Here is a 20,870-nt window from a genome sequence, read left to right as displayed (position 1 = left end):
CCTGAGGCGCCCGGTCACCGGCGGCTCAGGCGGCCTCGGCGTCCAGTTCGAACCAGACCGACTTGCCCGGCTCGCCCGTCTCGCACGGCCGCACGCCCCAGTCGTCGGCGAGGGACTCCACGAGGACCAGCCCTCTGCCGTTGGTGCTCTCCTCCGGATCGGGCGAGCGCGGCCGGGGCGGCCGGGCGACGAAGTCCCGCACCTCGACCCGCAGCGCGCGCGGCCCGACCGTGGCGGTCAGCACGGCCCCTTCGCCGGTGTGCACCAGCGCGTTGGTGACGAGCTCGCTGGTGAGCAGTTCCGCGATCTCCGACCGTCCGGGCCCGCCCCAGTGCCGCAGCAGCTCACGCAGCGCTCGCCGGCTCTCGGGCACCGCCCGCAGGTCCGCCCGCCCGAGCCGTCGGCTGAGCTGTGGCGTCGTCTCCCTCTCCATGTCCCCCGTCCGCTTACTGATGTCGCTTCCCCTCCTCTTCGAACAACCTCACGGGGGAAGCCTTGCCCGTTCGGACCCCGGCCAGTCATGTCGAATCGTCACGACCGCTCGATCGGTCAGGTCCGAGGACGGTCCGAGGTCAGAGCCGGGGCACGTTCCGCAGGTTGGAGCGGGCCATCTGGAGCATCCGGCCGACCCCTCCGTCCAGGACGATCTTGGACGCGGACAGGGCGAAGCCGGTGACCATGTCGGCGCTGATCTTCGGCGGGATGGACAGCGCGTTGGGGTCGGTGACGACGTCGACGAGGGCCGGCCCCTTGTGCTCGAACGCGGCCTTCAGGGCCCCGGCCAGCTCCTTGGGCTTCTCCACCCGTACGCCGAAGGCCCCGCACGCCTCGGCGACGGCGGCGAAGTCGGGGTTGACGTTGGCCACGCCGTGCGAGGGCAGGCCCGCGACCAGCATCTCCAGCTCGACCATGCCCAGTGAGGAGTTGTCGAACAGGACGACCTTCACCGGCAGATCGTGCTGGACGAGGGTGAGGAAGTCACCCATCAGCATGGTGAACCCGCCGTCGCCGGACATCGAGACGACCTGTCGCCGCCGGTCGGTGAACTGGGCGCCGATCGCCATCGGCAGCGCGTTCGCCATCGAGCCGTGCGAGAAGGAACCGATGATGCGGCGGCGGCCGTTGGGCGAGATGTAGCGGGCGGCCCAGACGTTGCACATGCCGGTGTCGACGGTGAAGACGGCGTCGTCGTCGGCGACCTCGTCCAGCACGGCGGCCACGTACTCGGGGTGGATCGGGACGTGCTTGTCGACCTTGCGGGTGTAGGCCTTGACCACGCCCTCCAGGGCGTCCGCGTGCTTCTTCAGCATCCGGTCGAGGAAGCGGCGGCTCTTCTTCTCCTGCACCCTCGGGATCAGGCAGCGCAGGGTCTCCTTCGCGTCGCCCCACACCGCGAGGTCCAGTTTGGAACGCCGGCCCAGACGCTCCGGCCGGACGTCGATCTGGGCGATCTGGACGTCGTCGGGCAGGAAGGCGTTGTACGGGAAGTCCGTGCCGAGCAGGATCAGCAGGTCGCACTCGTGGGTGGCCTCGTAGGCCGCGCCGTAGCCCAGCAGCCCGCTCATCCCCACGTCGAAGGGATTGTCGTACTGGATCCACTCCTTGCCGCGCAGGGCGTGCCCCACCGGGGACTTGATCTTCCCGGCGAACTCCATCACCTCGGCGTGCGCGCCCGCCGTGCCGCTGCCGCAGAACAGGGTGACCTTGTCGGCGTCGTCGATCATCCGCACCAGCCGGTCGAGCTCCTCGTCGCCGGGGCGGACGGTCGGCCGGGAGGTGACCAGGGCGGTCTCGGGGGCCTTCTCCGGGGCGGGCTCGTCCGCGATGTCGCCGGGCAGGGAGACGACGCTGACGCCGCCCTGGCCGACGGCGTGCTGGATGGCGGTCTGGAGCAGCCTCGGCATCTGCTTCGGGCTGGAGATCAGCTCGCTGTAGTGGCTGCACTCCCGGAAGAGCTGGTCGGGGTGGGTCTCCTGGAAGAACCCGAGGCCGATCTCGCTGGACGGGATCTGCGAGGCGAGGGCGAGGACGGGGGCCATGGACCGGTGGGCGTCGTAGAGGCCGTTGATGAGATGGAGGTTCCCGGGGCCGCAGGAGCCGGCGCACGCGGTCAGCTTGCCGGTGACCTGCGCCTCCGCCCCCGCGGCGAAGGCGGCGGTCTCCTCGTGCCGGACGTGCACCCACTCGATGCCGGGGTGGCGGCGCACGGCGTCCACGACCGGGTTGAGGCTGTCGCCGACGACTCCGTAGAGGCGTTCGACTCCGGCGCGGGTGAGGATGTCGACGAACTGTTCCGCGACGTTCTGTTTGGCCATGGCTCTACGTATGGCACAGCGAGCCGCGTCACGCCTCCCATACGGCGGCCGCCGTGCGGTCGTCGGCGTACCCCTTGACCCGGACTCCGCTGTCGGCGAGGAACTCCGCGAGGCCGGGCGGAGTACGGCCCGGCCACCGCCGCGCGAGGTGCCGGCCCAGTTCCGGTTCGCTCAGCAGCGGCTCGGCGAGGCCGGCGGTGCTCATCAGGAGCACATCACCCGGGCGGGCTACGGAGGCACGGAAGCGGAAGGGCCTGCGGGGCCCGGCGGGCGGTTGCGTGGACGGGCCCGGCGGTGTCGTGATGCCGAGGTCCATGGTGAGCCGGTCGCCCTCGGGCGTCTCGCCCGCCGCCCCGCCCCTGGGAGAGCCGTACCCCACGACGGGCTCACCCGTGACGTCGCCGCCCCGGGGCTCCATGTCCTGCCAGGCACCGCCCCGCAGCCGCAGCAGCCCGCCCGCGCCGACGCCGAAGAACACCCTCGTCCGGCACGCGGGGTCGGCGGGCAGCAGCAGGCAGCGCAGGGTGGCCGCGTACTCCTCGGGGGTCAGGCCCTGTTCGGCGGCGGCGGCGCGGAGCCGTCCGAGACTGCGGTCGGTGAGGCGGTGCAGGCCGGACTTCAGGTCGCCGCGCCGGCCGGCCCGGAGGTCCTCGGCGAGCCGGGCGTGACTGCGGCCCACGGCACGGCCGATCCACCGGCACGCGTCGGCGGCCGCGAGATGCGCCCCGGCCGTCGCACGGGCGCCGGTCGCCATCGCCACCAGGACGAGCGCCTGCTCCCCCGCGCCGAACCGGGCGACGAGCAGCGCGTCGCGGCGTGGATCGCCCCGGTAGCGCGCGGAGTCTCCCCGCACGGAGACGGCCCGCAGCGTGCAGGTCCCGTACCGGGCGCCGTCCAGCACGGTGTCCGGCACCAGCCCGTCGAGCCCCTCGGGGTCGGCGGCCGGCAGCGCGGTGGGCTCGGCGTCGTAGGTGGGCGGCCGGGAGCCCACGTAGTCCCGTGAGGGGGACGCGGGCCCGCCACCGTCCCCTGCGTGCGGGAACGGCGAGGGCAGGAACGGAGGCGGGAGCGGGGGGAGGTCGAGGGTGGTCCGGGGAGGAGGCGGGGCGGCCGGTCCGTCCGTGGCGGCGGGCTCCCGGAGATCGCCGGCCCCGCTCCCCGAGGTGGTACGCCCACGAGGACCGCCCGGCGCCGCGGCCGGCTGCGGGGGCGCGGGCGGTGCGGAGGGCTGGGAGGCGGGCGGCGCCGACGGCGCGGGGGGCACCGTGGGTGCTGGCGGGACCGTGGGTGCGGGTGGTGCGAGGGGTTCGGACGGCGACGGCGCGGGCGGCCCGGGCCGTGTGGGCGTCCCGGACGGCGCGGGCGGCGCCGGGGGCGCGGGCCGTACGGGGGGTGCCGGGGGCGCGGGGTCGGGCGGCTGGGCGGGGGCGGGCTGTCGGCCGGTGGGCTGCCCCGCCCGGTGGTCGGGAGCCCCGGGCCGCGGGGGTCCGGGCGGGAAGTTCACGGGGCCGGGGGGCGCGGCGGGCGGTGGTTCCCACGGGGCCCCGGGCGAGGGCGGACCGGGGTGGCCCGGCGTGTCACCGCCGCGCGGGCTGTCGCCCCCACCCGGCGTGCCGTCGCCGCCCGGCGTGTCACCACCGCGCGGGCTGTCGCCCCCACCCGGCGTGTCGTCGCCGCGCGGGGTGTCGTCGGGTCGCGTCGGACCCGGCGTACGGGGGCCGGGGACGGCGGCGGCCCACCAGGGAGGCCGGTCCGCGGACGGCGCGGTGGTCTCGGTCGCGGGCGGAGTGCGGTCCGTCGGCGGTGGGGGCTTGGCCCCGCCCCGTATGCCGTGGTCCGGGCCGCGGGACACCGTCCCCGCCGCCGAGGCGAACCGGTCGTCCAGGGAATCGGGCGCGACCGTGGGACCGGTGTCGCCGGTGGAGTCGTCGTACAGCTGCGCCCACCAGTCGTCGTCCCGGCCGGTGGACCTTCCCCCCTGCTGACTCATGCCCCTGATTGTCCACCGCGGGAGCCGTAGGAGAACGGGGCATCCGGAAAATCCGGCGTACCCGCACGCGCCGGACGCGTTTCGGGGGACGTGTCGAACGGTGGTGCGAGCGGGCGTGGCCGGGCGGTCCCACCCCCCACGGGAGAACCGCCCGGCGACGCCACCTTGGCAGAGTGACCCGTCGTACGGCGATGATGTCTGGAGGCGGGTTTGCGCCGTGGCCGTTTCCCGCCACGGACGGGCTCCGCGCAGGTGGTGCTGAGGTCGGTTCTCGGGGAGGGACGACACCTGATGCTGGGAGTGTTGGGGCTCAAGGAGGCGCACGAGTCGGCGTACCGGGCGCTGGTGGCCCTGGGCGCGGCCGACGTGCCCGACCTGGCCCGCCGGCTGGCGCTCGGCGAGCAGGAGACGGAACGCGCTCTGCGCCGGCTGGAGCAGACCGGGCTCGCCGCCCAGTCCTCGGCCCGGCCCGGCCGCTGGGTCGCCGCGCCACCGGGCGTGGCCCTGGGCGCGCTGCTCACCCAGCAGCGGCACGAGCTGGAGAAGGCGGAGCTGGCGGCGGCCCTGCTGGCCGAGGAGTACCGGGCGGCGGCGTCCGAGCCCGCGGTGCACGACCTGGTGGAGGTGGTGACCGGCGCCGCCGCGGTCGCCCAGCGCTTCCTCCAGCTCCAGCTGGGAGCGAGCGAGGAGGTGTGCGCGCTGGTCACCGGCAACCCGGTCGCCGTCACCGGCATGGAGAACGACGCGGAGGAGCAGGCCACCGGACGCGGGGTCCGCTACCGGGTGGTGGTCGAGCGGGCGGTGCTGGACCTGCCCACCGGCATCACGGAACTGACCGCCGCGCTGGGCCGCGACGAGCAGGTCCGGGTGGTGGACCGGGTACCGACCAAGCTGGTGGTCGCCGACCGGGCACTCGCCCTGGTGCCGCTCACCGCCCACTCCTCGGAGCCGGCCGCGCTGGTCGTGCACGCCAGCGGCCTGCTGGAACTGCTGTCGGGCCTCTTCGAGTCGATCTGGCAGGACGCCCTCCCGCTGCGGCTGGGCGCGTCCGGTGTCACGGAGCACGGCCCGGAGGCGCCCGACGGCACCGACCTGGAGATCCTCTCCCTGCTGCTGGCCGGCCTGACCGACGCGAGCGTCGCCAAGCAGCTCGACCTGGGCCTGCGGACCGTGCAGCGCCGGGTGAAGCGCCTCATGGAGCTGACCGGGGTCACCACCCGCCTCCAGCTGGGCTGGCACGCCTACGAGCGGGAGTGGGTGGCCCGCAGGCGCTGAGCCGGGCCCGACGCCGGCACGACATCTGCGGACCGGGCCCGAGTCCGGCACCCTGGACAGATGGGAGCGTGGGACCTCCTGCTGTCCGGGCTGGTCATCCTGCTCGGGCTGTGCGGGGTGCTGTTCCCCGGCATGCCCGGATCGTGGCTGGTGTGGGCCGGGGTCCTGTGGTGGGCGCTGAAGGATCAGCAGCCGCTCGCGTGGGCCGTGCTGGTGGGGGCCACGGTCGTCCTGCTCCTGTCCCAGGCCGTGCGCTGGTCGCTGCCCTCCCGACGGCTGCGCGCGGACGACGCCACCCGCCGGGTCATGGCGTACGCGGGCGCGGGCGCCTTCCTCGGCTTCGTGCTCGTCCCGGTGCTCGGCGCGATCCCCGGCTTCCTGGGCGGCATCTACCTCGCCGAGCGGATACGGCTCGGCCGGCACGGCGAGGCGATGGCGGCACTGCGGACGGCGATGCGCTCGGGCGGCACCGGCGTGCTGACGGAACTCTTCGCCTGCCTGCTGATCACCGGGGCGTGGCTGGGCGCGGTGCTGGCCGGTTAGCGGTCCTGACCCCCTCCAGGGCGAGCAGCCGGGTCTTGCGTTCCAGGCCGCCCGCGTATCCCGTCAGGGAGCCGTCGGCGCCGATCACCCGGTGACAGGGGCGCAGGATCAGCAGCGGGTTGGCGCCGATCGCCCCGCCGACCGCGCGGACCGCGGGGCGGGAGGCGCCGATGCGCGCCGCGATCTCGCCGTACGTCGTCGTCGCGCCGTAGGGCACGTCGTCCAGGGCGGCCCACACGCGTTCCCGGAAGGCGGTGCCCTCGGCGCGCAGCGGCAGCCGGAACTCCTCGAGCTCTCCGGCGAAGTAGGCGGCGAGCTGCTCCCGCGCCGCCCGGAAGGGCCCGGGGTCCTGCCGCCAGCCGTCCTGGACGCTCCGGCCGCCCTTCTGGCCGCGCACGGACAGGGAGGTGAGCGCCCCGTCCGGCCCCGCGGTGAGGAGCAGCGGGCCGACGGGGCTGTCGATCTCGCTCCAGTACGTCACGGGCGTGCCGGTCGCAGGGGGTGTGCCCGTCGTGCCGTTCATGGTGGTCATCGGTGCTGCTCCCACTCTCCTGCTGCGCGCAGGTGGTTCAGTGCGTACGAGCGCCAGGGGCGCCAGGTCTCGGGCACAGCGGCGTCGGGCGGGGCGACGTCGGGGTCGCCGAGGGCGCGGGTGCGGACGACGGCGGCCGTGCGGGCGTCCACGCCGGGCACGGCGAGCAGCGCCCGTTCGGCCTCGTCCCGGTCGGCGCCGGGGTCCAGGCGTACCGCGCCGTCGGCGAGCGCCGCGGCGAGCGCGCCCAGGGTGCCGGCGGGCTCGGCGGCGGCGAGGACGGCCGGTTCGGGGAAGAGGTGGGTCAGGGTGCCGCACGGCGCGTCCAGGGCCTTGCCGTACCGCCGGACCAGGCGCTCGGACCGCGCCCGTCCGGCCACGGCCCGCACCGCGAGTTCACCGGGGTCGGCGGTACCGGGTGAGCGCAGCCCGGGGCGGGCGGCGACGAGGGGCGCGAGCCGGGGGTCGGCGGCGAGCCGTTCGTCCACGGCGTAGGGGTCGGCGTCGAGGTCGAAGAGCCGGCGCAGCCGCTGCACGGCGGTGGTCAGGTCGCGGAGGTCGGTGAGGTGGAGACGGGCCTCCAGCCAGCCGCCGGGGCCGGTGCGCGGCCCGCCCGGCCGTTCGTCGACGGCGACGATCCCGGTGCCGTACGGCAGGCGCAGGGTGCGCCGGTACACGCGTCGGCCGGGCGGGCCGCTCACCTCCTCGACCCCGGCCACGGCCTCGTGCCCGAGCAGGTCGAAGACGGGCCCGTGCTGGTAGGGGCCCCGGTGGGCGAGCCTCAGGGGGATGCCGGCGGAGGGGGTGGCGTCGCGCCGGGCGGGCCGGTCCCGGGCCGGGGCGGCGGCGCGCAGCGCGCTCGGGGTGGCCGCGAACACGGCCCTGATCGTGTCGTTGAACTGCCGGACGCTGGCGAACCCGGAGGCGAACGCGATCTCGGTGACGGGCAGGCCGGTGGTCTGCAACAGGACGCGCGCGGTGTGCGCCCGCTGGGCGCGGGCCAGGGCCACGGGCCCGGCGCCGAGCTCGGCGGTGAGCTGCCGCTGGACCTGGCGGGCGCTGTAGCCGAGCCGGCCGGCGAGTCCGGCGACGCCCTCGCGGTCGACGACGCCGTCGCCGATCAGCCGCACGGCCCGGCCGACGACGTCGGCGCGGACGTTCCAGTCCGCCGAGCCCGGTACGGCGTCCGGGCGGCACCGCCGGCAGGCCCGGAAGCCCGAGCCCTGGGCCGCGGCGGCCGTCGCGAAGAAGCGCACGTTGCGCCGCTTCGGGGTGACCGCCGGGCAGCTGGGCCGGCAGTAGATGCCGGTGGTCTCGACCGCGAAGAAGAACGCGCCGTCGAACCGGGCGTCCCGGCTGCGGACGGCCTCGTACCTGCTGTCCTCGTGCTGCGCGTGCTCCGCGCGCTCCGTCACGTTCTGCGTCACGCTGTCCAGTCTCCGCCGGCCCGGCGGACCGGGCTGGCGGAAATCGGACATCGCGTCGGAGGCCCGGCGTGCGTTCCGCTACCGCACGCGGCCCCGCTTGGCCTCCATCGCCGCCTTGCCCGCGGCTCCCCGGCGCTTCCACTCCTTGCGGATCTCGGCGCGCAGGCGGGCATCGGTCTTGGCGACGATGCGCTGGTTCTCCCGCATGAGCTTGCGGTAGCTCTCGAGCCGGCGTTCGGGCAGCTCGCCGCCGTCGATGGCGGCGAGGACGGCGCAGCCCGGCTCGCTCTCGTGGGCGCAGTCGTGGAACCGGCAGTCGCGGCCCAGCTCCTCGATCTCGGCGAACACCTGCCCGACCCCGGTGCCCGCGTCCCAGAGCCCGACGCCCCGCAGCCCGGGGGTGTCGATCAGGACTCCCCCGCCGGGCAGGGCGAGGAGGTTGCGGGTGGTGGTGGTGTGCCGGCCCTTGCCGTCGACGTCCCGGATGGCCTGGACGTCCATGACGTCCTCGCCGAGCAGGGCGTTGGCGAGGGTGGACTTGCCGGCGCCTGACTGCCCGAGCAGCACGGCCGTGCCCCCGCCGACCACGGCGGAGAGGACGTCGATCCCCTCCCCGTGCTCGGCGCTGACGGACAGCACCGTCACACCGGGCGCGGCGGTCTCCACGTCCGCCACCAGGTACGCCAGCGTCACCGGGTCGGGGACGAGGTCGGCCTTGGTGAGCACGACCAGGGGCTGCGCCCCGGACTCCCAGGCCAGGGCGAGGAACCGTTCGATCCGCGCGAGGTCGAGTTCGGCCGCGAGGGAGACGGCGACGATCGCGTGGTCGACGTTGGCCGCGAGGATCTGCCCCTCGGACCGCTTGGAGGAGGTGGAGCGCACGAAGGCCGTACGGCGCGGCAGACACGTCCGTACGTAGCGCGGGCTGCCGTCGGGTTCGACGGCGACCCAGTCGCCGGTGCAGACGACGCGCAGGGGGTCGTGCGGGGTGACGAACGCGGTGTCGGCCCGCAGGGTCCCGTCGGTGGTGGCGACGTCGCACTGACCGCGGTCGACCCGGACGACGCGGCCGGGCAGCAGCCCTTCGGCGGCGTACGGGGCGAACGCGTCGGCCCAGTCCTCGTCCCAGCCGTAGCGGGTCAGGGTGGAGTGGGCGGTGAAGACGGAGGTGGAAGACGAGGTGGAAGACAAGGGGTGGCCCTTCAGGGGGCGGCCCCGGCGCTGGGACTCAGGAAGGCTGAGGTCGGCCGGCGGCCACGGAGGTGGACGTGATGGGTTCCTGGTTGCGGGCAGCGCCCGTCGCAACGACAGCCATCGGTCGACACCTCCTCACTCGTACGTTCCTCACCGCGCGGCGATCACCGCGTGACGTGCCGCCACACTAGCCCGTCCCCACCAAGGCCCGTCAACGCGTTTTCCGGGGACGGCGGACGCCTCACCCGCGCTCGCACTCCCGGCCGTTCAGCGTGAAGTCGTACGGCGGGGCGTTCCGGCCGCGCCAGGAGGCGAGGAAGCCGAAGGCGAGGCGACCGCCCGCGGGGACGGACGCGTTGTGGGCGGCGGCCGTCGCGGTGGCCCGCGGGCCGGTCTGGGCGTACCCGGCGTCCCACATCTGACCGATCCGCTGCCCGTCGGGGAAGGTCCAGGCGACCTGCCAGGAGTCGAGGGCGCGGACGGTGGTGACGGTGACGGTGGCCTGGAAGCCGTCGGGCCACTGGTTGACGAGGTCGTAGCGGACCCGGCAGGCGGCGGGGGCGGGCGTGCCGGGGTCCGGGGCCGGGGCGCGGTCGGGGCCCGTGGGTCCCCCGGCGCTCGCGGTGGGTGTGGCGGTGCCCTGCGGCGCCGGGTCGGGGGCCTTCTCGTCCGGTGTCCCGTCCGCGACCGGTGCCGCGGCACCGGCGGACGCCCGTTCCGCGTCCGGTGACGGCCGGCTGTCCGCCGACGGCGGCGAGGGGACCGGGACGGCGGCCGGGCGGCGGTCCGCGGTGTCGGTGGGCGCCGCGGCGTCGTCGGCGGTGCCGCGGGAGGGGACCAGGGTGACGGTGAGCGCCAGCAGGGACACCAGGACGGCGGTGGCGAGGAGACCGCCGCGGACGAGCCGGGCCCGGGGGTCGCCGTCCGGTACGCCCTCCGCGCGGTCGTCGTCCGGCGCCGGACTCCCGGCGGCGCGTCGTGCCTCGGCGTCACGGCGGCGGCGTTCCAGGTGCGCGAGCCCGCCCCAGCCGAGCACTCCGGCGGCGAGGGCCGCGGCCAGCCGGTCGTCGTGCGGGCTCAGACAGGCGGCGGCCTCGGCGCAGTCGGGGCAGTCGGCGAGGTGGCGGGAGAGGTCGTCGGGGGTGTCGGCGGCGGGCGACCTGGTGACCGCGTCCAGCAGGCGGGCGTAGCCGCGGCACGGCGGGGCCGGCGGCGCGTCGAGGTGGCCGCGCCGGCAGCGGTCCCGGAACAGCCGGCGCACCTGGGCGAGCTCCTCGGTCACGGTGGCCGGGTCGAGACCGAGCCGACGGGCCACCACCTGCGGCGGCAGGACCTCGACGTCGGCCAGCCACAGCAGTTCCGCGTCCGGTGCCTGCATGTCCTTGAGGCCGCGCAGCGCGAGCGGGCGGCGCGGCGGCGGTCCCGTGTAGCGGGCGGCCCGGGGGGAGCCCAGCCACTGCCGCAGTCCGGGGTCGAGTTCCTGCCCCCGGCCGCCGTCCTCCCAGCCGGCCGCCGTGGTGCGTACGGCGGTCAGGAGCAGCGCGGTGCGGGGCAGCCGGGACTGCGGGCGGGCCGCGCCGCGGGCGGCGGCCGGGTCGGCGGCGCGGACCTCGCGCATGCCGTGGGTGAACGCCTCGGCGGCCAGTCGGGCGGCCGCCTCCGGCCCGGACGTGCACAGGGCGGCGTAGGAGAGCACCGTGTCCCGGCACTCCGCGAGCAGTGCGGCCTCGGCGGCGTCCTTGGGGCTCGGCAGGTCGGGCATCGGACTCCTGCGTCCACGGGTGAGGCCAACTCACCGCAGGGTCGGAGGAGTTGGGGCCGGGTCTCGCGGCAGGCGCAGAGCTTCGCACGTCTTCGGCACGACTGACAAGCGGCCGGTGCCGACGAGCGGCGGGACCCGGACCGGCAGGGCCACGACGACGGGCGGGACCCGGACCGGCGGGAACCACGACGACGGGCGGGACCCCCGCCGGCGGGAACCACGACGACGGGCGGGACCCCCGCCGGCGGGAACCACGACCGGCAGCCGGGCCCCCGACCAGCAGGCCCCCGACCGGCAGGGCCACGACCGGCGGGCGCGGTGCGCGGGTCCGCCGGTCCGTGCGTCGGCTCACACCTCGACGGGCGCGTCCTCCGGCAGGCTGTCCATGAAGGAGCTGACGGAGAAGACCGCGTTGCCGGCGCCGGGCGGGCCGTAGCCGGGGGGCGAGGAGAGGCCGTACTCCTCCATCGTCTGCCGGTAGGCCTGGAGGAGCCGGATGTGGTACTCCAGCGGCGCGCCGTGCGGGTTGGCCTTGCCGAGCGGGGTGGTGGGCTCGGGGCACCAGGTGGTGAAGCGGGGCGTGATGCCCTGCGACATGAAGAAGCGCAGGCCCTCGGTGGTGGACGCGATGGCCTCGTCGACCGTCTTGAAGCCGAAGGGCTCGGCCATCTCGACGCCCGCGACGAAGTTCGGGATCACGTTGCGCGCGCCGAAGACCTCGGTGGAGTCGAGGATGCGCTTGTGCCACTCGTCGCGGCCGACGTAGCGCTCCTTGCCGGGGCAGTACATCTTGAACAGGTACTCGTCCCACACCTCGTAGTTGGGGTGGTAGATCTGGACGCCGTAGTCCTTGAAGCGCTGGACGTCGTCCTTGGGCAGGGCCTGCGCGACGACCTTGCCGATCCAGCGGCCGGGGAAGTGCTCCTCGATGGCCTTGGCGTAGCGCCCGTAGAAGTCCGCCTCGTCCAGGCCCTGGACCTTCGACGTGATCGCGCCGCCGGTGAGCGTGTAGGCGGTGGACGTCTTCGCCGTGTCGTACCTGTTGATGATGTCCAGCGCTTCGAGGACCTCGTCGACGTCCTTCACGCCCGTGTACGGGCGGCCCGCCGCCTTGTGCTGGCGCCAGTTGTGGTTGATGTCGCAGTACTGGCACTCCTCCTTGGCGCCGAAGTACTGGCAGACCCGGAACGCGGTCAGGTAGATCAGGTAGCCCCACTGGATGGTGGGGGCCACCTCCATGACCGACTTCCCGTTGGCGAGCTTGTGGCGGTAGTACTCCGGCATGGGCGGCACGCCGACGTCGGAGATCCGCTTGCCGTCGAGGTACAGGCCGAGCTGGTTGTGCTCGTCGGCCGCGACGCGGTACGGCGAGGACGGGTTCACGCGGACCGAGACGACGGTGCGGCGCAGGTCGTAGGGGCCGCCGGTGAGGATGATCTCCTCGGGCGGGCGGCGCAGCGCGGCCTCGCCCAGCTCGGGCAGGGTGCCGTGGTCGAAGGAGAAGATGAAGTACGACTTCGGCTTGACCTCGCCGTCCTCGTTGTCACTGAGCGCGGAGGGGTCGAAGGCCACCCCGCCGCGGAGCAGGTCCTCCTTGAAGACGGCTTCCCGCGGTACATGCGGAAAGCGCTCCATAAGATCCTCGACCAGCGCGGTGCGGCTGCCCATCCGTGTCTCCTCCCGGCTCAGGCGTTCGACTTCTCACGGTATGCCCCCGCCGGTGCGGCTTCCCGTCCGGGGCCCCCTCCAGGCGCGCCGGGTAGGTTTCCGCGGTATGACCGACATCACCGTGACCAACTGGGCCGGCAACATCACCTACACGGCCAAGGAGCTGCTGCGGCCGCGTTCGACGGCCGCGCTGCGGGCCCTCGTGGCGGACAGCGCGAGGGTCCGGATGCTGGGCAGCGGACACTCCTTCAACGAGATCGCCGAGCCGGGCGCCGAGGGCGTCCTGCTGTCGCTGGCCGGCCTGCCGGCCGAGGTGGACGTCGACACGGCGGCCCGTACGGTGCGGGTGGGCGGCGGCGTCCGCTACGCGGAGCTGGCGCGGCTGGTGCACGGGCGGGGGCTGGCGCTGCCGAACATGGCCTCGCTGCCGCACATCTCGGTCGCCGGGTCGGTGGCGACCGGCACCCACGGCTCCGGGGTGGGCAACGGCTCGCTGGCGTCGGCGGTGCGTGAGGTGGAGCTGGTCACGGCGGACGGGTCGACGGTGACCGTCGCGCGGGGCGAGGAGCGGTTCGGCGGCGCGGTGACCTCGCTCGGCGCGCTCGGCGTGGTGACCTCGCTCACCCTGGATCTGGAGGCGGCCTACGAGGTCGAGCAGCACGTCTTCACGGAGCTGCCGCTCGCCGGGCTGGACACGGCGGCCTTCGAGGCGGTGATGGCGGCGGCGTACAGCGTGAGCCTGTTCACCGACTGGCGGGCGCCGGGTTTCCGGCAGGTGTGGCTGAAGCGGCGCACGGACCAGCCGCTGTCCGCGTTCCCGTACGCCGCTCCGGCGGCCGAGAAGATGCATCCGGTGCCGGGCATGCCGGCGGTCAACTGCACCGAGCAGTTCGGTGTGCCGGGGCCCTGGCACGAGCGGCTGCCGCACTTCCGTGCCGAGTTCACCCCCAGCAGCGGCGCCGAGCTCCAGTCCGAGTACCTGATGCCCCGCGAGCACGCCGTGGAGGCCCTGCGCGCGGTGGACGCGATACGGGCGACGATCGCGCCGGTGCTCCAGACCTGCGAGGTGCGCACGGTCGCCGCCGACGAGCAGTGGCTGAGCCCGGCGCACGGGCGGGACACCGTGGCGGCGCACTTCACCTGGGTGGACGACACGGCGTCGGTGCTGCCGGTGGTGCGGCGGCTGGAGGAGGCGCTGGCCCCGTTCGCGGCCCGGCCGCACTGGGGGAAGGTGTTCACCACGCCGGCGGACGAGCTGCGCGCCCTCTATCCGCGGCTGGACGACTTCCGGGCGCTGACCGAGGCCCTGGACCCGGCGGGCAAGTTCACCAACGCGTTCGTGCGCGGGGTGCTGGGCGGCTGAGGCCCGTCGCGGGCCGCGGCGGATGGCAAGGTGGGGCCGCCGCGTCCGGACGACGAAAGGGGCTGGCCGCATGGCCGTCATCCACCACACCTCGCTCCATCCGACCAAGCTGGAACTGCTCGCCTCCTGGCTGCCCTCCCGGCCGTGGTACGCCGGTGCGGGCGAGCCCCGCCTGACCAAGGCCGGCGGCTTCCGGCTGGACGACCCCGAGGGGGCGGTCGGGATCGAGTTCATGGTGGTCACCGACGTCTCCGGGCCCCACCCGACCTCCTACCTGGTGCCGCTCACCTACCGCGGTGCCCCGCTCGACGGGGCCGAGCACGCCCTCGTGGGCACCATGGAGCACGGGGTGTTGGGGCGCCGCTGGGCCTACGACGGCTGCCACGACCCGGTGCTGGCCGCCCAGTTGCCGGCCCTGGTCGAGGGCCGGGTGCGGGCCCAGGACCAGAACACGAGCGACCTCCCCGACCGGGAGGTCACCCGCTCCTGCACGGGTGACGGCCGCGCGCCCGCATTCTCCGTCGCCGTCGACGACCGGACGGGCACCGAGCTGCGCGCACCGGACGGTGCGGTCCTGCGCCTGCACCGGGTCCTGGTCCCCGTCCCGGAGGCCGGCCCCGTCCCGCCGCCGGGGGCGGCCGGCCACGTCGCGGGCGGCTGGGACCTGCCCGACGGCACCCGGGCCAGGGGGCTCTTCGCCGTCCTGAGCACGGACCCACGCTAGGGCCCGCGCTAGGGCCCGGGCGGCCCCGCCGGGCGCCTCAGTGGTCCGCGCAGCACGGGGTCGGGTCCGGGTCCTCGAACGGCACCAGGGTGCCGCCCGCGGCGGGCATGGCGGTCAGCACGAGGCGTCCGTCGCGCCACTGCGGACGGACGTGCTCCCGGGTGACCAGCCGGGTGTCCGGGGACGGTTCGTCCGGCGTGCCCAGTACGGTCACGCCGTCGATCGCGGAGCGCGCGAGCAGCTCGGCCAGGGTCAGCGTTCCGGTGAGACCGGCCGCCCCCGGGTAGAGGACGGCGCGGCCGACCGCGTCCGGGGCGCCGCCCAGGACGTCGTACCCCTGGGCGGTGAGCCGGTCCCGGGCGGTGCGCAGGACCGGCTTCGCGTCGGCGGCCAGGGAGAGGGCGACCCGCGGGCGCCCGTCCCGGACCAGGTGCGTGCAGCCGAAGACGCCCTCGGGAAGGGCGAGTTCGGCCGCGAGTGCCTGAAGGAGGTGATCGGCCTCGCGGAGCGTCGTCGCCCGGGTGTCGATGCCGATGGCGTACGGCGGGCCGGGCGGCGTCACGACGGCAGGACCCACACCGGGTTGGAGTAGAACCACAGGTCGCGCCACGGGTCGGAGTCGCCGACGACGTCGATGGCGGGGCCCGCCGGGTCGACCTTCGCACCCAGTGCGCCGACGGCGGACCGGTTGCCGTCGGTGCCGCGCGTGCGGAGGTAGACGGGGTGGTCGACGCGGCCGAGGTCGTAGGTGAGCCGCACGGTCCCGGAGTCCTTGTTCACCTCGTACGACCTGACCACTCGGGCGGTCGGCGCGGTGAAGGTGTCCCGGTCGGCGACCGGGCCGGTGACGTCGCCCTGGATGACGTCGACGCGGGCCAGCTTCGGGGTGAATCCGGCCCAGTTGGGGCCGCCGGCCAGGGCGACGTCGATCGACAGGGTGACCCGGGTGCCCTTGCGGACGTGCAGGGCACCGCCGAGCGTGGCCCACCGGCCGCCGCCCGTCACGCGGACGTCGAGGCCGCTGACGAGCTGTCCGTGGTCGACCCAGACGCGGCCGGCGCGGATGCCGTCCATGACGGCGGCGTAGGAGAAGCCGTCGGAGCCGACGTGGGTGCGGCTGTACTGGCCGGGCCAGAAGTCGCCCTGGCCGATGTCGATCTTCCCGGCGTAGACGGGGTCGTCGTAGCGGCCGTTGGCGTTGAAGTCGCCGCCGCCACGGGCGGCGGTGTCGGCGTACACCTGGTGGGAGTCGGAGTTGGCGGTGATCCACCAGGGGCGGCCTTCGGCGAGGAGGCTGTCCCACAGGCCGCCGACGGTGGCGGTCATCCAGTCGAAGCCGCCCCAGGTGCGGTAGCTCTCCAGCGGGTAGCCGGGGAAGGAGTTGACGCCGGGGCTGCCGTCGTAGATGCCGCGGGCCCCGCCCGCACCCAGCGGCTTCGGCAGGCCGGCGGCCTGGTGGCCGGGGGCGCCCTCGAAGCCGACGGCGATCTGGTGGTGCTCGGAGGTGGCGTCGCGCCAGGCGCGGATCTCGTGCGGGGAGTCGATGCCCTTGCGCGCCGGGTGGTTGGCGAGCATCAGGGCGTCCTTCACCTTGCGCCGCTTCACCTGGTCGGCGAGGAAGGAGAGACCGGCGACCGCGAGGGCCTCGTTGGCGGGCGTGGAGTCGCCGGCGCCCTTGACGCTGCCGTCGTAGTCGGTCTCGAACTGCTTGAGGACGGACACCTCGTTGCGGCCGGGGTGGACGAAGACCGTGCCGTGCTCGGCGGCCGGGATGTTCCACTCCAGGCCCTGGAAGACAAGGGTGTCCTGGTGTGCCGCCCTGGCCTCCCGGATGTCCGGGTTGACCTTCTCGACGCCGATCCTGGCGTGCGTCGTGCTGCCGTGGTCGGTGATGACCAGCCAGTCGATGCCGTTCCGGGCACCCTGGCGGACCTGGTCGACGACGCGGTACTTGCCGTCGCTGCTGTACTGCGTGTGGATGTGGTGGTCCCCGGCGAGCCAGAGGAAGCCCTTCCCGCCACGGCGGTCGCCCGCCGCCCGCGCGGGGGCGGCGTTCGCGGTCGGGGTGAGGACGGTACCGGCGGCGAGTCCGGCGCCGAGGAGGCCGGCACGGCGCAGCAGGCCCCGGCGCGACTGCTGTTCGGGGTTCAGGGCCTCGTCGGGGACGCTGGTGTCGAAGGCGGCGGGCAGGACCGGCGCGGCCTCGTGGTCGTGGTCGTGTGCGTGCCCGTGGTGGTGATGGCCGTGTCCGTGTCCGTGCCCCATGAAGTCCTCCTGGATACCGCCGCGGTGCGCGGCTGTGAGGAGGATCGAGGCACAAGGTGAACGTTGAACGACTCGCGGGTGAGCCCCGCCTGCCGCCCTGCCTGCCCTAGCATGAAACCTAGGAACCCTAGGAAGCAGGTGGCCCATGCCCCGAGTGGGTCTCACGACCGACCGTGTCGTCGCGGCCGCCGCCGACCTCGCCGACGCGACCGGGTTCGAGAGCGTCACCGTCTCCGCGCTCGCCCGGCACTTCGGGGTCAAGGACGCGAGCCTGTACACCCACGTCAGGAACCTCCAGGACCTGCGGGTCAGGGTGGCGCTGCTGGCCGGCGGCGAGCTGATCGAGGAGATCGCTTCGGCGGTGGCCGGCCGGGCCGGCAAGGAGGCCCTCGCCGCCTTCGCGGGCGCCTACCGCGCGTACGCCCTGCGTCACCCGGGCCGCTACGCCGCGACCCAGATCCGCGTCGACCAGTCCCTCGTCGCCGACTCCCCCGCCCTGCGCCGCACCGCCGAGATCACCTACGGGATGCTCCGCGCCTACGGCCTCACCGAACCCGACCTCACGGATGCCGTACGCCTGCTGCGCAGCACCTTCCACGGCTACTGCGCCCTGGAGGCCGCCGGCGGCTTCGGCGCCCCGCGCGACGTGCGGGCCTCCTGGGACAAGGCCGTCGACGCCCTGCACATGGCCCTGGTCCACTGGCCGCGCGAGGAGCCCGGCGTCACCTGAGGTCCCGCACCTCGTCGTACGAGGGCGTCGCACCGCCCGGGACCCGGCCCGCGCCGATGTCGGCCGCAGCCTCAAGGGCGGCGCCCAGTGCCCGCCGGTACAGCAGCGAGCCGAGGCTGACGCGGTGCACGCCGAGGTCGGTGAGGTGCGGCAGGGACGGGCCGGCGGGCGAGTAGAGGACGTTGAGCGGCACGTCGAGATGGGTGAGGAGGTCCGCGATCCGGCCCGGGTCGGTCAGGCCGGGGACGAAGACGCCGTGGGCGCCGGCCTCCCGGTAGGCGTCCAGGCGCCGTGCCGTCTCCCTGGCGCGGCCGTCGTCCTCGCCGGCACGCAGCCAGTACGTGTCCGTACGGGCGTTGACGAACAGGCCGGGGGCCGCCGACCTGACGGCGGCGATCTTCGCGGCGTGCCGGTCGACGGGGCCCAGGGCGTCCTCCAGGTTGATGCCGACGGCCCCGGCCGCCGCCAGCCGACGCGCGAACTCGCCCACCTCGTCGGGATCGTCGCTGTAGCCGTCCTCCGCGTCCACGGACAGCGGGAACGGCTCCCGCCCCAGGGCCAGGGCCAGTCGCAGCGTCTCGTCGCGGGTCGCCGAGGCGCCGTCGGGCAGCCCGGCCGCCGCCGCGACGCCGAGGCTGGTCGTGCCGACGGCCCGGAATCCGCGCCCGGCGAGGGCGAGCGCCGAGGCGTGGTCCCAGGCGCACGGCAGGAGCAGGGGGTCACCGGCGCGGTGCAGGCCGGCGAAGGCGCTCACGACAGGTCACCGACCGCGTCGGCGTAGTAGACGGACTCCTCCAGGTGCGCGGCGAGTTCGCGGAAGCTCCAGCCCTCGCCGGGCGAGTGGTCGAGCTGTTCGTCGGTGAGCGCGTCGAGGCGGTTGGCCCAGATGCGGGCGAGCCGGGTGAGGCGGCTGCGGGCCTCGTCGAGGTCCTCCCGCGTGAACGGGGCGCGGTCCGCCTCCGTGGTGACCGTGGAGGCGTGCCAGTGGTCGGGCTGCGTCTCCTCCCCGGCCAGCCGGGCCTCCAGCTCGGCGAGATGGTCGACCATGTGGTCGGCGACCCGGCGGATCGCCTTGTGCGGGGTGTAGACGCGGCCGTCGACGTGTGCGGGGCGGCCGTCCCAGCCCGGCCAGGTGGCGGCGAGCGCCAGGACGTGGTCGACCATGCCGGTGACGGTGTCGGCGGGCGTGGGGGCGGTGGCGGTCTTCGTGTCGCTCATGTCCCCGACGCTAGAGGCCCGTTGCTTCGGTGCCGGCCGAAGTGTCCGTACCCCTCGTGCGGGTACCCGCGGGAGCAGGTGAGGTCACACGAGGTGCGACTGTCCGAGGGGTGGAGATGGGGAGACCTGAGCGGCGCGACGACCGTCCGGAGCGGCTCCGGCGGGACAGCCTGTGGATGATCGGCCTGGGGGCGCTGGCGGCCGGCCTCGTGGTCCGGCTGCTCTTCGGCGGCACCGGGGCCTGGCCGTCGGCCCTCCTCGGCGCCGCCGCGATGAGCGCCTGGGTCGTGTTCCTGGTGCGGCGCCGCCGGCGCGACGACGCGCGGGACACCGGTGCGGAACCGGAGGACGTGCCCGCCATGGAGCGGCGGATCCTCAAGGGCGGGCCGCCCCCCGAGGACCCGCGGCGCCGACAGGCCATGGCGGCACTGGTCGACTCCCGTCAGCGGCGTCTGCGGCGCAACCGCTGGTGGGCGTTCCCGCTCATGTTCCTGATCTTCTTCGGTACGTCCGTCCTGTGGTTCGCCTCGGGGTCGGTCGCGGCCGGGGGGTGGACGCTCGCCCTGGCGGTCGTCTTCCTGACCTGGCTGACCTGGTACAACGTGCGGTTCGACCGGCGCCTGACGCAGATGCGGCATCGGCTGCGGGCCTGAAGTCCGGGCGCCGGCCGCGCCCGTTCAGCGGAGCGCCCCCGCCGTGTCGGCGACCGGGACGCCGAAGTCCGGGGTGCCGTCGGCGTTCCAGCGGAGCCGCTGGACGCGGGTGTGCCGGTTGGGGTCGTGGAGCGGGTCGCCGTCGATCTCCTTGTACTGACGGGCGTGGTAGACGAGGACGTCGGTACGGCCGTCCCGGTCGACGGTGAAGCAGTTGTGGCCGGGGCCGTACTGACGGGTGGTGTCGCTGCTGGTGAAGACAGGCGTCGGCGACTTCCGCCAGTTCGCGGGGTCCATCAGGTCGGCGTCCGCGTCGACGGTCAGCAGGCCCATGCAGTAGTTGGCGTCGGTGGCACTGGCCGAGTAGGTCATGAAGAGCCGGCCGTTGCGGGCGATGACCGAGGCGCCCTCGTTGACCTTGAAGCCCACGCACTCCCAGTCGTACTCGGGGGTGGAGAGCCGTATCTGAGGACCCTTCAGCGTCCAGGGGTTCGCCATCTCCGACAGCCACAGGGCGGTGTTGTTGTCCATGTCGGGCTCGTGCTGCGCCCAGGCGAGGTAGCGGACGCCGCGGTGGGTGAAGGTGGTGGCGTCGAGCGAGAAGGTCTCCCAGGCCGTTCTCACCTGACCGCGCTCGACCCAGGTGCCCCGGAAGGGGTTCGGGTGGGAGTTCTCCAGGACCCAGATGCGGATGTCCCAGACGCGCTCGGCGGGCGCGGCGGCGAAGTAGACGTACCACTTGCCGCCGACGCGGTGCATCTCGGGCGCCCAGATGTGGGCGCCCATGTCGCCGGTGGCGTGCTTGCGCCAGATGACCGACTCCTGCGCGGTCGAAAGACCGTTCAGGGTGCGGGCTCGGCGCAGGATGATGCGGTCGTACTCGGGAGCGGTCGCCGTGAAGTAGTAGAAGCCGTCGGTGTGCCGGCGGATGTGCGGGTCGGCACGGTTGCGGACGAGCGGGTTCGCGAGGGGGGCCGCCCCTCCGGGCACGGCGGAGGCCGCTGCGGGGACGGCCGCCAGGGCCCCCGCGACCGCGGCACCCTTCAGCAGCAGGCGTCGGCCGGGGGCTGCGGGCGGAACGGGCCGGTCGTCGGCGCGGCTCATGCGACTGCCTCTCCACGGGGAACAGGGGATGTGCCGTTCGTCATATCGAACAGCATCTGTGATTACGAACGTCGAAAAGGTAAGGGGGTGGCAGGGAGAGGTCAACG

General features: G+C 74.6%; 19 protein-coding genes. 6 read left to right on the top strand and 13 right to left on the bottom strand.

Annotated elements, in window-relative coordinates; genetic code table 11:
• Positions 1 to 25 precede the first annotated feature (25 nt).
• The 3 genes from SAM23877_RS27915 to SAM23877_RS40075 form a co-directional block, all read right to left on the bottom strand.
• On the bottom strand, positions 26 to 433 hold the full coding sequence (locus SAM23877_RS27915; protein WP_053139081.1) for an ATP-binding protein: 408 nt from the start codon (positions 431 to 433) through the stop codon (positions 26 to 28).
• 139 nt (positions 434 to 572) lie between these two features.
• Complete coding sequence (locus SAM23877_RS27910) at positions 573 to 2,315, bottom strand: pyruvate dehydrogenase (protein WP_053139079.1); 1,743 nt, start codon at positions 2,313 to 2,315, stop codon at positions 573 to 575.
• Between the two features lie 28 nt (positions 2,316 to 2,343).
• Positions 2,344 to 4,305: a protein phosphatase 2C domain-containing protein gene (locus SAM23877_RS40075; RefSeq protein ID WP_162492131.1), complete on the bottom strand. Its 1,962-nt coding sequence runs from the start codon at positions 4,303 to 4,305 to the stop codon at positions 2,344 to 2,346.
• A gap of 291 nt (positions 4,306 to 4,596) precedes the next feature.
• Here SAM23877_RS40075 and SAM23877_RS27900 point away from each other — a divergent pair, with 291 nt between their 5' ends.
• Positions 4,597 to 5,580 (top strand): helix-turn-helix domain-containing protein, encoded by a 984-nt coding sequence (locus SAM23877_RS27900; RefSeq protein ID WP_053139075.1) that lies wholly within the window; start codon positions 4,597 to 4,599, stop codon positions 5,578 to 5,580.
• A 60-nt stretch (positions 5,581 to 5,640) separates the two neighbouring features.
• The gene (locus SAM23877_RS27895; RefSeq protein ID WP_053139073.1) at positions 5,641 to 6,123 is read left to right on the top strand and encodes a DUF456 domain-containing protein; all 483 of its coding nucleotides are present in this window, start codon (positions 5,641 to 5,643) and stop codon (positions 6,121 to 6,123) included.
• On the opposite strand, the gene SAM23877_RS27890 is transcribed toward SAM23877_RS27895, so the two are convergent.
• The 5 genes from SAM23877_RS27890 to SAM23877_RS27870 all read right to left on the bottom strand — a co-directional run bounded on the left by SAM23877_RS27890 (position 6,086) and on the right by SAM23877_RS27870 (position 12,706).
• A complete protein-coding gene (locus SAM23877_RS27890; RefSeq protein WP_053142941.1) occupies positions 6,086 to 6,646 on the bottom strand; it encodes a methylated-DNA--[protein]-cysteine S-methyltransferase in 561 nt (186 codons plus the stop codon). The genes SAM23877_RS27895 and SAM23877_RS27890 overlap by 38 nt on opposite strands.
• A 5-nt stretch (positions 6,647 to 6,651) precedes the next feature.
• Positions 6,652 to 8,133 (bottom strand): DNA-3-methyladenine glycosylase 2 family protein, encoded by a 1,482-nt coding sequence (locus SAM23877_RS27885; protein WP_244903006.1) that lies wholly within the window; start codon positions 8,131 to 8,133, stop codon positions 6,652 to 6,654.
• Positions 8,134 to 8,160: 27 nt separating this feature from the next.
• Complete coding sequence (rsgA, locus tag SAM23877_RS27880; protein ID WP_053139069.1) at positions 8,161 to 9,273, bottom strand: ribosome small subunit-dependent GTPase A; 1,113 nt, start codon at positions 9,271 to 9,273, stop codon at positions 8,161 to 8,163.
• A 244-nt stretch (positions 9,274 to 9,517) separates the two neighbouring features.
• Positions 9,518 to 11,038, bottom strand: a complete 1,521-nt coding sequence (locus SAM23877_RS27875; RefSeq protein ID WP_053139067.1) for a cellulose-binding domain-containing protein — start codon at positions 11,036 to 11,038, stop codon at positions 9,518 to 9,520.
• Between the two features lie 348 nt (positions 11,039 to 11,386).
• On the bottom strand, positions 11,387 to 12,706 hold the full coding sequence (locus SAM23877_RS27870; protein WP_053139065.1) for a radical SAM protein: 1,320 nt from the start codon (positions 12,704 to 12,706) through the stop codon (positions 11,387 to 11,389).
• A 106-nt stretch (positions 12,707 to 12,812) separates the two neighbouring features.
• On the opposite strand from SAM23877_RS27870, the gene SAM23877_RS27865 reads away from it, so the two are divergent.
• Both SAM23877_RS27865 and SAM23877_RS27860 read left to right on the top strand, forming a co-directional pair.
• A complete protein-coding gene (locus SAM23877_RS27865; RefSeq protein ID WP_053139063.1) occupies positions 12,813 to 14,069 on the top strand; it encodes a D-arabinono-1,4-lactone oxidase in 1,257 nt (418 codons plus the stop codon).
• Between the two features lie 70 nt (positions 14,070 to 14,139).
• Positions 14,140 to 14,793 (top strand): maltokinase N-terminal cap-like domain-containing protein, encoded by a 654-nt coding sequence (locus SAM23877_RS27860; protein WP_053139061.1) that lies wholly within the window; start codon positions 14,140 to 14,142, stop codon positions 14,791 to 14,793.
• A 37-nt stretch (positions 14,794 to 14,830) separates the two neighbouring features.
• Here SAM23877_RS27860 and SAM23877_RS27855 read toward each other — a convergent pair whose 3' ends face one another.
• Positions 14,831 to 15,355: a hypothetical protein gene (locus SAM23877_RS27855; protein WP_053139059.1), complete on the bottom strand. Its 525-nt coding sequence runs from the start codon at positions 15,353 to 15,355 to the stop codon at positions 14,831 to 14,833.
• The gene (locus tag SAM23877_RS27850; RefSeq protein WP_053139057.1) at positions 15,352 to 17,058 is read right to left on the bottom strand and encodes a PHP domain-containing protein; all 1,707 of its coding nucleotides are present in this window, start codon (positions 17,056 to 17,058) and stop codon (positions 15,352 to 15,354) included. Before SAM23877_RS27850 ends, SAM23877_RS27855 begins: the two co-directional genes overlap by 4 nt.
• Before the next feature lie 145 nt (positions 17,059 to 17,203).
• On the opposite strand from SAM23877_RS27850, the gene SAM23877_RS27845 reads away from it, so the two are divergent.
• Positions 17,204 to 17,788, top strand: a complete 585-nt coding sequence (locus SAM23877_RS27845; RefSeq protein WP_053139055.1) for a TetR/AcrR family transcriptional regulator — start codon at positions 17,204 to 17,206, stop codon at positions 17,786 to 17,788.
• On the opposite strand, the gene SAM23877_RS27840 is transcribed toward SAM23877_RS27845, so the two are convergent.
• Positions 17,781 to 18,542, bottom strand: coding sequence for an isocitrate lyase/PEP mutase family protein (locus tag SAM23877_RS27840; protein ID WP_053139053.1), 762 nt, complete (start codon positions 18,540 to 18,542; stop codon positions 17,781 to 17,783). The genes SAM23877_RS27845 and SAM23877_RS27840 overlap by 8 nt on opposite strands.
• Entirely contained in the window at positions 18,539 to 19,006 is a 468-nt protein-coding gene (locus SAM23877_RS27835; protein WP_053139051.1) for a hypothetical protein, read from the bottom strand. Before SAM23877_RS27835 ends, SAM23877_RS27840 begins: the two co-directional genes overlap by 4 nt.
• Positions 19,007 to 19,122: 116 nt before the next feature.
• Between SAM23877_RS27835 and SAM23877_RS27830 the strand changes: the two genes are divergently transcribed.
• Positions 19,123 to 19,659, top strand: coding sequence for a hypothetical protein (locus tag SAM23877_RS27830; protein WP_063484577.1), 537 nt, complete (start codon positions 19,123 to 19,125; stop codon positions 19,657 to 19,659).
• 24 nt (positions 19,660 to 19,683) lie between these two features.
• Here the strand turns inward: SAM23877_RS27830 and SAM23877_RS27825 are convergent, their stop codons facing one another.
• A complete protein-coding gene (locus SAM23877_RS27825) occupies positions 19,684 to 20,763 on the bottom strand; it encodes a glycoside hydrolase family 43 protein (protein WP_053139049.1) in 1,080 nt (359 codons plus the stop codon).
• Between the last annotated feature and the right edge of the window lie 107 nt (positions 20,764 to 20,870).

Source organism: Streptomyces ambofaciens ATCC 23877, from assembly GCF_001267885.1.
Taxonomy (GTDB): Bacteria; Actinomycetota; Actinomycetes; order Streptomycetales; family Streptomycetaceae; genus Streptomyces; species Streptomyces ambofaciens.
The sequence above is the reverse complement of the archived record's forward strand: the minus strand, read 5'-3'. Positions and strand labels throughout refer to the sequence as shown.